Here is a 13,399-nt window from a genome sequence, read left to right as displayed (position 1 = left end):
GCCGGGTCGTCCGGACGCGGTGGCCGGTCAGCAGCCGGGTCGTCCGGTCGCGGTGGTCGGTCAGCAGCCGGTCGTGCTGAGCGTGACCCGCGTGACGTCGTCGCCCGACACCGTCGTCCGGACGGAGCACAGGTCGCCGGCCCGCACCGTGACGTCGCCGAGCGGGACCCCGGCGAAGTCCGCGGTGCCTCCGGGGAACACCCGCTGGTGCTCGGACAGCTTGCCGGTCGCGGCGAAGACCTGCACCTCGTAGGGACGATCCGCAGCGTTCGACGACACCGTCACCGAGATCTGCCCGGTCGAGTCGTGCGCGCCGCACCCGGTCAGCGAGAGCGCGGCGGCAGCGCCGAGGGCGAGCACGAGCGGAGCACGACGGATCACCGTGCCGAGGGTACGCGCGTCCGACACGGGCGCGTGTGCGGCTGATCCGGTCCCGCGCTCCCGGGTCCACCGTTCTGGGGAGGGGCGCTCCCACGACGGACCAGTACCGTGGAGGGCATGCACCAGGGGACCTCACCGACCTCCGCCGGATCATCACCCGACGCCGTCCGCCGCGCGGCCCTCGTCGCCGCGCTCGACGTCGTCGACAGCGGGCCCGAGGAGCGCTTCGAGCGGATCACGCGGATCGCCCGCGAGGCGTTCGGTGTCTCGGGCTCCTTCCTCAACCTCGCCGGCACCGAGGTCCTCACCATCAAGTCGCAGCAGAGCGACGCCGTGTTCGGCCCGACCATCCCGCTCCGGGACACGTTCTGCGGCCGCACGCTCGACCAGGCCGGTCCGATCGTCGTACCGGATGCCCGCGCCGACGACAGGTACGCCGACATGCCGATGGTCGTCGAGGACCCCAACGTGCGCTTCTACGCCGGTGTGCCGCTCCGCGTCGGCGACGACCACGTCAAGGTCGGCACGCTCTGCCTGGTCGACCCGCAGCCCCGGACGCTGGAGCCCGACGACCTGGCGCTGCTCGAGGAGCTCGGCGTGTGGGCGGAGCGCGAGCTCGCGGCCGGCGCGGACGAGGACCGCCTCCGGGACGTCCTCGCCGGGCTGCAGCCCACGCCGGTCACGGTGCCGGGGTACCGGATCGGCGGCATGTCGGTCCCGCACGGGGTGGTCTCCGGCGACCTGCACGAGTGGCACCTCGCCGGTGATGCCCTGCACCTGACGGTCGCGGACGTGATGGGCAAGGGCATGTCCGCCGGGCTGCTGGCGGCGACGATCCGCGGAGCGCTCCTCGCACGGCCGGACGAGGAGCCCGGGCGGGCGATCGCCGCCCTGGACGAGCAGGTCGCGCCGGACCTCGGCCGTGCCGAGTCGTTCGCCACCATGTTCCACGGCCGGCTCGATCCGGCCAGCGGACGGATGGACTTCGTCGACGCCGGGCACGGCCTCGTGCTGCAGATGCGTGCGGACGGCCGTGAACGGACGCTCCTGTCGAACGACCTGCCGATCGGCCTGCACCCGGCCGGGCTCACCCGGTCCTCGGGGTCGCTCGTGCTCGAGCAGGGTGACGTCCTCGTGCTCGTCAGCGACGGTGCGCTCGAACTCTGGGACTCGACGCTGCAGTCGCTTTCCCGGCTCGGGGCCCTGTGGCGCGAGGAGCCCGAGATCGACGCGTTCCTGGGTCGGGTCCGCGCCCGTGCGCTCGAGCACGACCCCGGTGACGACCTGACGGTCGTCGTGCTCGTCCGCGACTGAGCCACGGCGACCGGCGACCGGCGACCAGCGACCGGCGGTCGTGGTCGTCGGTCGTCGGGTGGTCGGACGGGAGGCGCGCGGCGGCCCCGCCACGCGCCTCCCCGCCGTCACCCGGTCATGTCCTGCCCCGCTGCGGACGACGCACCCCGCTGCGGCGGGGTGCGACGTCCGTGCGAGGGCGCGACGTCCGTGCCGGGGCGCGGTCCGTGATCGGCGGACGCGTGGCGGGACGGGACGCACCGGGCCGGGCCGCGACGCCGGCCCGGCGGTCAGGCGCCGAGGCGCTCGATGAGCTCCGCGTAGCGGGCGGCGGTGCGGTCCACGATCTCCGCCGGCAGCACCGGCGGGGTGCCCTGGCGGTCCCAGTTCGCGCTGAGCCAGTCGCGCACGATCTGCTTGTCGAACGAGTCCGTGCGGCTGCCGGAGCGGGCGTCCCAGTAGCGGCTGGAGTCGCTGGTCAGGACCTCGTCCGCGATCCGGATCGTGCCGTCGGTGTCGCGGCCGAACTCGAACTTCGTGTCGGCGATCACGACGTCGTGCTCGAGGGCGATCGCCGCCGCCTCGCCGTAGACGCGCAGCGACAGGTCGCGGAGGGCCTCGGCGTCCTCGCGCCCGACGAGCTCGACGGTCTGCTCGAAGGAGATGTTCTCGTCGTGCTCGCCCTGCGGCGCCTTGTAGGCCGGGGTGTAGATCGGCTCGGGCAGGCGATCGCCCTCGGACAGCCCCGCGGGCAGGGGGACACCGCACACGCTCTGCGTCTCGCGGTACTCCGCCCAACCGCTGCCGACCAGGTACCCCCGGACGACGCACTCGACCGGGAACATGGCGAGCGGCAGCACGTGCATGGACCTGGCGGCCACGGACTCCGGCACCGGGGTCCCGCCGGCACCGGGGTCGACCAGGTGGTTCGGGACGTCCGCGATGCGGTCGAACCAGAAGCGCGACAGCCGCGTCAGGAGCTCGCCCTTGCCGGGGATCGGGGGTTCGAGTGCGAAGTCGTAGGCGCTGACCCGGTCCGAGGCGACGAGCAGCAGCTCCGACGCGCTGGCGACGTCGGCGACGCCCGCGGGCACGTAGAGCTCGCGGACCTTGCCCGACGAGACGTGCTGCCAGCCGGGCAGCTCGGTCACGGCCGTCACCGTGCGACCTTCGCGGCGATGTCGGTGCGGTACTGCGCCCCCTGGAGCGCGATGTCGCCGAGTCCGGCGTAGGCGCGTTCCCGGGCCTGTGCGAAGTCGGTGCCCGTGGCGACGACGCTCAGGACCCGGCCGCCGGTGGCGACGAGGTCGTCGTCGAGCACGGCGGTCGCGGCGTGCGCCACGGACACGCCCTCGCGCGCCTCGGCAGCATCGATGCCGGTGATGACCCGACCGGTGTGCGGGTTCTCCGGGTAGCCCTCGCTCGCGAGCACCACCGTGACCGCGACGTCGGTGCTGAACGCCGGTTGCGGAGCCGACGCGAGCTGTCCCGTCGCGGCCGCCGTCAGCAGGGCGCTGAGCGGCGTGGTCAGGCGGGGGAGCACGACCTGGGTCTCCGGGTCGCCGAAGCGGGCGTTGAACTCGATGACGCGGACGCCCTGTTCGGTCACGATGAGCCCGCAGTACAGCAGGCCGATGAACGGCGTCCCCTCGTGCTCGAGTCGACGGACGGTGGGGAGCGCCACGAGCTCGGTGACCTCGGCGACGAACGCCTGCTCGGACTCCCACCGCTCGGCGAGCCACGGCAGCGGGGAGTAGGCGCCCATGCCGCCGGTGTTCGGACCGGTGTCCCCGTCGCCGAGACGCTTGTGGTCCTGTGCGGGGCTGAGCGCCCGGACGTCGTGCCCGTCGCTGAGGAAGAACAGCGAGACCTCTTCGCCGTCGAGGAACTCCTCGACCACGACACGGCCGTGCTGCAGCCAGTACGTGGCGTGGTCGACGGCCGCCTGCCGGTCCTCGGTCACCAGGACGCCCTTGCCCGCGGCGAGCCCGTCGGCCTTGACCACGTACGGTGCCCCGAGCTCGTCGATCGCGGCCACTGCCTCGTCCACCGTGCCGGCGTACACGGGGCGTCCGGTCGGGACCCCGGCCTCGGACATGATGCGCTTCGCGAAGGCCTTCGAGCCCTCGAGCTGGGCGGCCGCACGGCTCGGGCCGAACACCGGGATGCCCCGGGTCCGGAGCGGGTCGGCGACCCCGGCGATCAACGGTGCCTCGGGCCCGACGACCACGAGCTCCACACCGTTCTCGATCGCGTACTCGGCGATCAGCTCGCCGTTCGTGGGGTCGAGCGACACGGTCTCGACGTCGGCGGCGATGCCGGCGTTGCCGGGGGCCACCGTGATGACGTGTCCGGCCCGCTCTGCAAGGAGGGCCGTGATGATCGCGTGCTCGCGGGCACCGGAACCGAGGACGAGGATTCGCACGCGGCAAGCCTACCGAGCGCGACACGCCGTCCGCGAGGCGACGGCTAGCCTGTGGACATGCCGCCGAAGAGGATCGAGGACGCCGCGGGACGCTCCGCGCTCGCCGCCGTGCGCGCGGGCTCGACCGTCCGCTCGGACGTCGCGACCGCGGTGCGGTGGACCCTGCAGTGCCTGGCCGACGACGTCCCCGGCAACAGCGTCGAGGTCCGCGTCCCGCCGTTCGCCGCGGTGCAGGCCGTCCCGGGTCCGCGGCACACGAGGGGGACCCCGCCGAACGTGGTGGAGACCGACGCCACCACCTGGCTGGCCCTGGCGCTGGGCGAGCTGCGGTGGGACGAGGCCCTGGCAGCGTTGCGGGTCAGCGCGTCCGGGTCCCGGGCCGACCTGACGGCGTTCCTGCCGGTCCGTACCGCGGTCTGACGCCGGTCGCGCTGCTGCGGTCGCGCGACCGGGTGACCCGGCGGCGAGGCGCGCGACCAGGTCGTACACCCTCGCTCACCGACTTAGGTAGGTCCTACCGATGTGACCGACAGGACCACCCGCGTAACGTCGAAGTCGCCGGGATTCGGACCCGACCCGAACGGGTCCGAACCCGGCGACAGGGTTCACGGTACGCGACATGCTGCCTTCGTTGTCAACCGGTACGGCGAGTCGTGCTGCAAACCGCAACGATCGCGGTCTCATCGGGGACCTTTCCTGACCCGGCGTCAGCTTCCGAGGCGGTTCAGGATGCCGCCGGACGACCATCAGGACGCCGACGCGTGGTCAGCGGGCGCCGAGCAGCTCCACCAGCTCCGACCGTGCGTGCACGTCCCACTTCGCGAAGATCCGCGACATGTGCGCGTCGATCGTCCGCACGCTCAGGCTCAGCGTCTCCGCGATCCGCCGGTTGCTCAGGCCCTGCGCCGCGAGTTCCGCGACCTCGTACTCCCGGTTCGTCAGCGGTGGGCGGACCCGACCGGCGGACACGGCCATCCCGTGCGCGGCGAGGACCCCCTGCGCCGCCACGACCCGCGTCCGGTCGCCGGCGAGCTCGGCGTCCGCGTACTCGACGACCGCTCTGGCGAGGGGACCGTCGACGCGCGCTGCGGCTTCGCGCATGCGGGCGAGCGACGCGGTGGTGTCCCGCCCGGACGTCATGTCGTGCGTGTAGTGCTGCGTCACCGCGTACATCACGTGCAGCCACGACCCGTCACGGGTGCTGCGCTCGATGATCTCGTCTGCGTGTCGGAGTCCGGCCGGGTTGCCGAGCACCGTCTCGGTCCAGGCGATCGACACCGCGACCTGTTCCCCGGTGATCCGCATCGCGCGGCCCGGTGTGGTGCGGGCGCGCTCGAGCGCCGCCGCTGCGCGCTCGGTGTCGCCGGCGTACGCGTAGGCCATGGCCAGTCGTGCCCAGGGGTAGGCCGCGAACCCGCCGTGGTCGGCCACGTCGTAGCGCTCGCACGCCGCCGAGAACGCGGCGATCGCGTCGTCCCACCGTCGCTGACCGATCGCGTGGTTGCCCAGGCCGATGAGCTCGAGCGTGAAGTCGTACTTCAGGAACGGGCTCCCGCGTCGGACCGGGATCTCGGTGACCAGGTCGGCCATGTCCCCGCGCCAGACCTGCACCTGGTGCAGCACCGAGACGTTCTCGCCGACGCCCCACGGGGCAGCCTCGACGTGCTCGACGGCGGTGGCGATCGCCCGGCGCGCGAACGCGGCGGCCTCTTCGAGCCGGCCCTCGGTCGCGAGTGCCATGGTGACGCACGGCGCGAGGCACAGGAGCGACACGGGCACGGTCGGCTGCTGGAGGATGCGCGACCGCTCGATCTCCGCCCGGATCTCGGCGAACCGACCGCCCCAACCCAGGTGGGCCAGTCGGAGCAGCCGGACGTGCTCGGCCGTCTCCGGACCGACGAGGGGTGCGAGGGCCTCGGAGAGCGCCACGGCGGCGTCGACGTCGTCGTCGTGGAACTGCCGGATGTTCGCCAGGGTCTCGCACGCCTCGACCACGACGGCGTCGTCGATCTCGCCGGCTCGCTTCCGGGCGAGGTCCCACGCGGCCTCCGCGTCGGCGCGACCGGCCTCACGACCCGTGCTGTACGAGTGCGCGATGGACCGCAGGCAGAGGGCGGTGACCCGCTCGGTGGCCGTGAGCGCGGTGCGCAGTGCAGCCGAGGCCAGGGCGACGGCGCTCTCGTGCTCCTGCAGCCGGACGGCGACCTGGGTGGCGTCGATGAGCTGGCCGACCGACGGCAGCACACCGCACTCGAGCGACCAGAGCGCGGCGCGGAGCCGGGCGGCGGGCGGCGCTCCCTCCGGCCGGGCGGTCCGGAAGGCGTTGGCGCGCGCGAACAGGGCCGTGCGCCGCGCGACCGGCACGAGGCCACGGACGACCTCGCCCACGAGCGGGTGGGACGACCGGACGATGCTCGTGCCGTCCTCGGCGGAGTCGACGGCGACCAGGCCCAGCGCGACGACCCGGTCGACATCGCCGCCGGACACCATCCCGAGCAGTCGGACGAGCGGGATCGGGTCGGCGAGCGCGACGATGTCGACGACGTCACGGAGGTCCTCGGGCAGCGCGCCGAGCTCGGTGCGGTACATGTCCGCCAGGCTGTTCGACGCGGTGACCCGGCCGCGCCAGTACCAGCCCGTCGCGGTCTGGTCGAGCGCCCCGGACGTCAGTGCCGCGCGGACGACCTCGCGCAGGTACAGCGGGTTGCCGGCGGTCGCCCGGTGCACGCGCTCGGTCGAGGCGGTCTCGAGCTGCGCGCCGAGTGCCTGTGCGACGACCTCGCCGGTCTCGTGCAGGTCGAGCGGGGCGAGGTCGATGCGCTCGAGCAGGTCGTCCTGCCACAGTGCGCGGAGCGGCTCCGACAGTGCGGTGAAGTCGCGGCACGTCAGCACGAGCCGCGCACCCTGGTCGCGGACGAGCCAGGCGACGTACCGAGCCGAGATGGCGTCGAGGTGGTCGGCGTCGTCGACGCGCAGCACGACGTCGCGGTCGGCCAGGTCGTCGGTCTCGCGCAGTCGGCGTGCGGCCGAGGCGTCGTCGACCAGGTCCGCCAGGGCCGCCGGCAGCTCACCGAAGCGGTCCGCCACGGCACCGAACGGCATCGAGCGACCGGCTTCGACCGCGGTGATCGGCACGACGACCGTGCGACCGGTGGGGTCACGGCGAGCGACTCGGTCGGTCACGCGGGCGGCGGTGGAGGTCTTGCCGAGCCCCGGTGCGCCGACGATCGCGACGCTCCAGCGGTGCTCGGCGACGACGGAGACCGCGCGGTCCTCCTCGCGACGCTGCACGATCGGCCACGGGACGCGTCCGGGCGTGCGGGGGCGGCGACGCCCACGGACGGACCGTTCGTGCACCCCGTCACCTCCCGTTCCTGGTCGTCCGCCTGCTCCCCCCGGCTCACGGATCCCGTTCCCGGGCTCCGACATCGTCCTCGACCGGGTGGTCGGTGTCCGACGGACTGCGTTCCGTGGATACCGACCGGTAGGGACATCATGCCCTGGATCGGTCGACGCGCAACAGGCCGACGGACGTCCCACAGTGGGGGACAATGGTCGGGTGAGCGACACCGACCGACCCGAAGACCGCCCGGCAGCGCCGGCCGCGACGCCGGCTCCGAGCGCCGTCAGCTCGGCGGACGAGGTCACCATCCGCCGCGCGCCGAAGTTCGGCGTGTTCATCGTCGGCGGCGCGGTGCTCGGCTTCCTCGCGACCCTGCTGGTCGTGACGCTCACCATGGACATCGACCGCGGCGACCAGCAGGACGCCGACTTCGGCACGCTGGTCGGCTACTTCTCGCTCTGGGGTGTCACGATCGGCGCCTTCGTCGGGGCCGTCGTGGCGATCGTCCTCGACCGCGTGTTCGCCCGCCGCGCCGCCCGCCTGACGGCGGAGCGCGTCGAGGTCGAGCCGGCCGAGGAGACCGTCGACGGCGAGGTCGAGGAGCACGGTGACGCGGGCGGACCCGCGGGACGTACCGACCGCTGACGGTCTGCACCGCACGACGGACGGGAGGCTCCCCACCAGCTGGTGGGGAGCCTCCCGTCCGTTCCGTGGTCGCCGTGGCGACGCGACTCAGCTGAGCTGGTTCGCCTCCACCCACGACAGGTACTCCGGGCTCACCGTGCCGGTGACGTACTCACCGGTGAAGCAGCTCATCTCGAGGTCGGTGACGTCCGAGCCCTCGATGATCGCGTCACGCATGTCCGCGACCTCCTGGTAGATGAGGTGGTCGCTGCCGAGCACGCGGTTGATCTCCGGGATCTTCCGGTCGTGCGCGATCAGCTCGGCGCGGGTCGGCATGTTGATGCCGTACACGTGCGGGTACCGGACCGGGGGAGCGGCGCTCGTGAACGTGACCTCGTTCGCACCGGCTGCTCGTGCCATCTCGACGATCTCGCGGCTCGTGGTGCCGCGGACGATCGAGTCGTCGACGATCAGGATGTTCTTGCCCTTGAACTCGGACGACATCGCGTTGAGCTTCTGGCGCACCGAACGCTTGCGCTCCGCCTGCCCGGGCATGATGAACGTGCGGCCGACGTAGCGGTTCTTGAAGAAGCCCTCGCGGTAGTCGATGCCGAGCTTCTGCGCGACCTGCATGGCCGCGGGTCGGGACGAGTCCGGGATCGGCATGACCACGTCGATGTCCCCGGTCGGGGCGTACTGCGCGATCGTGTCGGCCAGGCGGTTGCCGAGGCGGAGGCGGGCGTCGTACACCGAGATGCCGTTCATGACGGAGTCGGGACGCGTGAGGTAGACGTACTCGAACGAGCACGGCACCAGACGCGGGTCCTTCGCGCACTGGCGGGCGTGCATCTGGCCGTTCATCTCGATGAACACGGCCTCGCCCGGAGCGATGTCGCGGACGACCTCGTAGCCGCCGGACTCGAGCACGAGGGACTCGCTCGCGACGACCCACTCCGGCTGCCCGGCCTCGTCGAACTTGTGGCCGAGGATCAGCGGTCGGATGCCGTACGGGTCGCGGAACGCCAGCAGGCCGTGCCCGGCGATCGTGGCGATCGTGGCGTAGGAGCCCTCGACGCGCTCGTGCACCCGCTCGACCGCGTCGAACACCTGGCCGGCGTCGAGCTCGCTGCCGCGGACCTGGCCCTGGAGCTCGTGCGCCAGGACGTTGACCAGCAGCTCGGTGTCGCTCGTCGTGTTGAGGTGACGGCGGTCGATGTCGAACAGCTCGCGGGTGAGCTCGCGGGTGTTCGTCAGGTTGCCGTTGTGCACGAGCACGATGCCGTAGGGCGCGTTCACGTAGAACGGCTGGGCCTCTTCCTCGTTGCTCGCGACGCCCTTCGTGGCGTACCGGACGTGTCCGAGCCCCATCGTGCCGAGCAGGGCACGCATGTCGCGGGTGCGGAATGCTTCACGGACGTGCCCACGCGTCTTGTGCATGTGGTGGACGCGACCCTCGACCGTGGCGATGCCCGTCGAGTCCTGGCCCCGGTGCTGCAGGAGCAGCAGGGCGTCGTAGATGGATTGGTTGACGGGCCCCTGCGCAACGAGGCCGACGATGCCGCACATTCGCGGAGTGCTCCAGACCGTAGGATCGGGTGGTACCGAACAAGTCTGCCATGCTCCGCGGAGGACCACGCATGCCGAACCCGTACGCTGCCGCCGGTGTCGACACCGCCGCCGGTGACCTGGCCGTCGAACTCATGAAGTCCGCCGTCTCGGCGACCCACGACCCATCGGTGCTCGGTGGTGTCGGCGGGTTCGCCGGGCTCTACGACGTCTCGTTCCTCAAGGACTACGAGCGTCCGCTGCTCGCGACCTCGACCGACGGCGTCGGCACCAAGGTCGCCATCGCGCAGGCGATCGACAAGCACGACACGATCGGCCAGGACCTCGTCGGCATGGTCGTCGACGACATCGTCGTGGTCGGCGCGAAGCCGCTCTTCATGACGGACTACATCGCCTGCGGCCGGGTCGTGCCGAACCGCATCGCCGACATCGTCGCCGGCATCGCCCGCGGCTGCTCGGCGACCGGGACCGCCCTGGTCGGCGGCGAGACGGCGGAGCACCCGGGGCTGCTCGGGCCGGACGACTACGACGTGGCGGGTGCCGCGACCGGCGTCGTCGAGGCCGGACGTCAGCTCGGCGCGCACCTCGTCGAGGACGGCGACGTCGTCGTGGCGATCGAGTCCTCCGGGCTGCACTCGAACGGGTACTCGCTCGTCCGGCACATCCTCTCCGGCAAGGGCATCGGCTACACCGACCAGCTGCCGGAGTTCGGCGCGGGCGTCTCGGTGGGCGAGGCCCTGCTCGAGCCCACCCGGCTGTACACCGCGCCGCTGCTCGACCTGCTCGACGCCCGACCCGGTGTCGTCCACTCGCTGTCCCACGTCACCGGTGGTGGCATCGCCGCGAACCTGGCGCGCGTGCTGCCCGTCGGCACCTGGGTCGAGGTCGACCGTTCGACGTGGACGCCCCCGGCGGTGTTCCGGGTGCTCGCGGACATGGCGGGGACGCCGGTCGAGGACACCGAGGGCACGTGGAACCTCGGCATCGGGATGTTCGCCGTGGTCGCTGCGGCCTCGGCGTCGGCGGTGCTCGAGGACCTGCGTGCCGCCGGGCTGCCCGCGTGGACGGTCGGCACGGTGTCGACCTCGGCCCGCGAGCTGGACGGGTTCGAGCAGGGCGCCAAGGGCGTCGACGGCGGCGCGGTCCGGCTCGTCGGTTCCTACGCGGGCTGAGCCGCGTCGGCCGCACCCGTCGGCCGCGCGGCGCAGACGCCGTCGGCGGTCGCGCGGCGGTGTGCGGCCGGCCTGGTCGCACGACATGCCGCGCGCGGATCTTCGGGTCGCACGACCTGCCGCTCAAGTTGAAGGTGAGCGGCAAGTCCTGCGACCGGAGCTCACCGCCGCGTCCGGCGGTGCGGCGAGGTCGACCCGTCCGTGCCGGCGCCGACGATGCTGCTCCGGTGCCGGCGTGGCCGTTCCGGTCGCACGACATGCCGGGCGCGGCCGTTCCGGTCGCGCGAACTGCCGGTCGCGGTCGTTCCGGTCGCGCGAACTGCCGCTCAGGTCGAAGGTGAGCGGCAAGTCTTGCGACTAGGCCCGGAGCCCGGAGCCCGGAGCCCGGAGCCCGGAGCCCGACGCCCGCGCACACGACGACGCCGCGCGAACCCGGAGGGTGCGCGGCGTCGACGGTCCGGGTCAGGCGGACTTGTCCTGGTCCTGCTGGGGCTCGAACTCGTCCTCGTCGTCGCCCGGTTCCTCACCGTACTGGTCAGCCCAGCGGTCGACGTAGGAGTTCTCGTCCGAGTGTTGCCCGGCGGAGAGCTCTCGCTCGAGCGCACCGTAGTTCGTGTCCGGACTGAAGTACTTCAGCTCCCGAGCGACCTTGGTGTGCTTTGCCTTCTGACGGCCGCGCCCCATGCGTGACCCCCTCGTGATCGGCTCTGGTCCGGTCCTGGCGGGTGCATGGTTGCCACCCGGGGAACCGAACGGTTCGTGGTTTGAAATCTGCCGATCACTCTACCATGTACCCCGTTCCCCACCTGCCCATCGGCGTCCCCCGTCGGCCGGTCGCAGAGGTGACCGGGGCTCACGCCGCGAGCGGCTCCGGCACGCCCCGCTTCCGCCGTGCCGAGCGCAGGACGAGGGCGTCGAGCGAGAACCGCCCGGGCCCGGTCAGGGCGATCGCGAGCGAGGCGACGGCGAGCACGAGCACGTACTCGAAGCCGCCGTCCTGGGCGAAGAACCCCGCGGTCGCGTGGGCGAGCAGGCCCGCGACGACCATGTCGACCGCGAGCAGCAGTCCGACGACCCGTGTCGCGACGCCGACCACGAGCAGGATCCCGCCGACGAGCTCGAGGCCGGCGACGAGGGGCGCCGCGACCTCGGCGAGCGGGACGCCCATGCCCGAGAAGCCCTGCGCGACGCCGGGGATCCCCTGCGCGAACTTCTGGGCGCCGTGCGCGGTGAACACCACGCCGAGGACGATGCGGAGCGCGGTCAGGCCGATGGAGGTCGATGTCGTTCGCATGGCGACGACGCTATGCGGTGACGTGTCATCGACCCGAGGCCCTCGGGGGATTGTCCGCACTCGGCCAGGGGTCACCCAGACGTCGGTCCGCCGAATCGGGGACCGACGCTCAGGAACGACCGACGCCGGTCCACCACAGTGGGGACCGGCGTCGGGCGACAGGGTGTCGCGTCAGGAGTCCGCGCCGCGCCCGGTCTGCTGCTGCAGGCGGTCGATGTGCTCGGACGCCTCGGCCTTGCTGAGGTCCGCGGGGAGCTCCTCGCCGGCCTCGCGGGCGAGGGTGTCGAGGTAGCTGCGCTGCGGTCCGGTCATGGGCTCGTCGCCGGTCACCCACTGCTCCGGGTCCTTGCTCGCGGTCGTCGAGGGGTCGGGACGCTCGCCGCCCAGGGTCTCGCCCTGGTGCGACTCGTCGGGGGTCTGGTCTGCTGCGTCGGTCATGGCGCTGAACCTACGCGCGACGCCGGACACGACACGCAGCGAAGACGTCCCCCAGGGGACGTGCGCCGGCACGCGGACAGGGCTCCCGACCAGGCGGACGGCGGCGCTCAGACCGGCGTCGCCGTGTAGCGCACCAGGTCCGGTCCGACGCCGCTCGTCGCGATCGGCACCTCGGCGCCGCCCTGCTCGATCCAGATCGTCGCCGCCCGCTCGTCGATCCGGACGACCTCGTGCAACGAGCCGTCGATGAGCACCGCCGCCCGCACGGACACCTGCCCGGTGGACGCCCGGGGCGGGAGCCCGACCACGTCGGCGTCGTACGCGGCGTACCGACCGGGGGAGAGGAACGGCGAGACCGGGGTGGTCACGACCTCGAGACCACCCTCGATGGCACGCACGGCGACCAGGCGCACCGCCTGGTCGGTGGGCAGGGGGACGTCGACGACCGGGGCGTCGACCGGGCCGGCCAGTGCACGGAAGGCGGGCCGACCGTCGGGGGCGAGCAGTCCCTCCATGCCGTCGATCCGCACGCGACCGCGGCCACGCGAGTCGGCGTAGAGCCCCGGCTCGAGCCCGGAGCGGCGTGCCTCGAGGCGCGTGACCACGACGCGGTCCGGTCGGTACCAGTCGCGGAGTGTGGCCGGGTCGACCCAGCCGATGCTGGCGACCCCGCGGGCGAGGTCGGCGCGGTCGTCGGCGGGGCGTTCGTCGAGGGCTCCGAGCGGGTGCTCACCGCGCACGGCGACGAGTCCGGCGTACGGTCCGGCCACCGGTGGTTCGTGGTCGAGCACCTCGACGCGCTTCGACACCTTGCCGCCGTGGCCGTCGAAGGTCGCGAAGGTGCGCAGGTCGGAGATCGTCAT

The 13,399-nt window shown here is 72.7% G+C and carries 13 protein-coding genes; 4 read left to right on the top strand and 9 right to left on the bottom strand.

All coding sequences use genetic code 11. The features are described 5' to 3' along the window. Positions 1 to 60: 60 nt before the first annotated feature. Positions 61 to 381 (bottom strand): hypothetical protein, encoded by a 321-nt coding sequence (locus ACIQFY_RS10295; protein WP_326496506.1) that lies wholly within the window; start codon positions 379 to 381, stop codon positions 61 to 63. A 117-nt stretch (positions 382 to 498) separates the two neighbouring features. Between ACIQFY_RS10295 and ACIQFY_RS10290 the strand changes: the two genes are divergently transcribed. After that, on the top strand, positions 499 to 1,695 hold the full coding sequence (locus tag ACIQFY_RS10290) for a GAF domain-containing SpoIIE family protein phosphatase (protein WP_326496505.1): 1,197 nt from the start codon (positions 499 to 501) through the stop codon (positions 1,693 to 1,695). A 269-nt stretch (positions 1,696 to 1,964) separates the two neighbouring features. Here the strand turns inward: ACIQFY_RS10290 and ACIQFY_RS10285 are convergent, their stop codons facing one another. After that, positions 1,965 to 2,825: a phosphoribosylaminoimidazolesuccinocarboxamide synthase gene (locus tag ACIQFY_RS10285; RefSeq protein WP_400339824.1), complete on the bottom strand. Its 861-nt coding sequence runs from the start codon at positions 2,823 to 2,825 to the stop codon at positions 1,965 to 1,967. 5 nt (positions 2,826 to 2,830) lie between these two features. Next, entirely contained in the window at positions 2,831 to 4,099 is a 1,269-nt protein-coding gene (purD, locus tag ACIQFY_RS10280; RefSeq protein WP_209684027.1) for a phosphoribosylamine--glycine ligase, read from the bottom strand. A 57-nt stretch (positions 4,100 to 4,156) separates the two neighbouring features. On the opposite strand from purD, the gene ACIQFY_RS10275 reads away from it, so the two are divergent. Next, complete coding sequence (locus ACIQFY_RS10275; RefSeq protein ID WP_326496503.1) at positions 4,157 to 4,519, top strand: sterol carrier family protein; 363 nt, start codon at positions 4,157 to 4,159, stop codon at positions 4,517 to 4,519. A gap of 345 nt (positions 4,520 to 4,864) precedes the next feature. On the opposite strand, the gene ACIQFY_RS10270 is transcribed toward ACIQFY_RS10275, so the two are convergent. Further along, a complete protein-coding gene (locus ACIQFY_RS10270) occupies positions 4,865 to 7,390 on the bottom strand; it encodes a LuxR C-terminal-related transcriptional regulator (protein WP_400339822.1) in 2,526 nt (841 codons plus the stop codon). Positions 7,391 to 7,658: 268 nt separating this feature from the next. Between ACIQFY_RS10270 and ACIQFY_RS10265 the strand changes: the two genes are divergently transcribed. After that, positions 7,659 to 8,087 carry a hypothetical protein gene (locus ACIQFY_RS10265; RefSeq protein ID WP_209684023.1) on the top strand — a complete coding sequence of 143 codons (429 nt, stop codon included), beginning with the start codon at positions 7,659 to 7,661 and terminating at the stop codon, positions 8,085 to 8,087. Between the two features lie 87 nt (positions 8,088 to 8,174). On the opposite strand, the gene purF is transcribed toward ACIQFY_RS10265, so the two are convergent. Beyond that, entirely contained in the window at positions 8,175 to 9,632 is a 1,458-nt protein-coding gene (gene purF / locus ACIQFY_RS10260) for an amidophosphoribosyltransferase (RefSeq protein WP_400339820.1), read from the bottom strand. 71 nt (positions 9,633 to 9,703) lie between these two features. On the opposite strand from purF, the gene purM reads away from it, so the two are divergent. Beyond that, positions 9,704 to 10,804, top strand: coding sequence for a phosphoribosylformylglycinamidine cyclo-ligase (purM, locus tag ACIQFY_RS10255; protein ID WP_400339818.1), 1,101 nt, complete (start codon positions 9,704 to 9,706; stop codon positions 10,802 to 10,804). Positions 10,805 to 11,266: 462 nt separating this feature from the next. Here purM and ACIQFY_RS10250 read toward each other — a convergent pair whose 3' ends face one another. The 4 genes from ACIQFY_RS10250 to ACIQFY_RS10235 form a co-directional block, all read right to left on the bottom strand. Next, positions 11,267 to 11,488, bottom strand: a complete 222-nt coding sequence (locus ACIQFY_RS10250; RefSeq protein ID WP_066652157.1) for a DUF3073 domain-containing protein — start codon at positions 11,486 to 11,488, stop codon at positions 11,267 to 11,269. A gap of 169 nt (positions 11,489 to 11,657) precedes the next feature. Further along, on the bottom strand, positions 11,658 to 12,098 hold the full coding sequence (locus tag ACIQFY_RS10245; RefSeq protein WP_066652159.1) for a DoxX family protein: 441 nt from the start codon (positions 12,096 to 12,098) through the stop codon (positions 11,658 to 11,660). A gap of 171 nt (positions 12,099 to 12,269) precedes the next feature. Next, a complete protein-coding gene (locus ACIQFY_RS10240) occupies positions 12,270 to 12,536 on the bottom strand; it encodes a DUF3072 domain-containing protein (protein WP_066652161.1) in 267 nt (88 codons plus the stop codon). A gap of 107 nt (positions 12,537 to 12,643) precedes the next feature. Continuing rightward, the gene (locus ACIQFY_RS10235; protein ID WP_400339815.1) at positions 12,644 to 13,399 is read right to left on the bottom strand and encodes a hypothetical protein; all 756 of its coding nucleotides are present in this window, start codon (positions 13,397 to 13,399) and stop codon (positions 12,644 to 12,646) included.

Origin of the sequence: Curtobacterium sp. NPDC092190, from assembly GCF_044755625.1 — a bacterium.
Classification (GTDB): Bacteria; Actinomycetota; Actinomycetes; order Actinomycetales; family Microbacteriaceae; genus Curtobacterium.
Note: the sequence above shows the minus strand (reverse complement) of the source record. Positions and strands in the feature narration are given on the sequence as shown.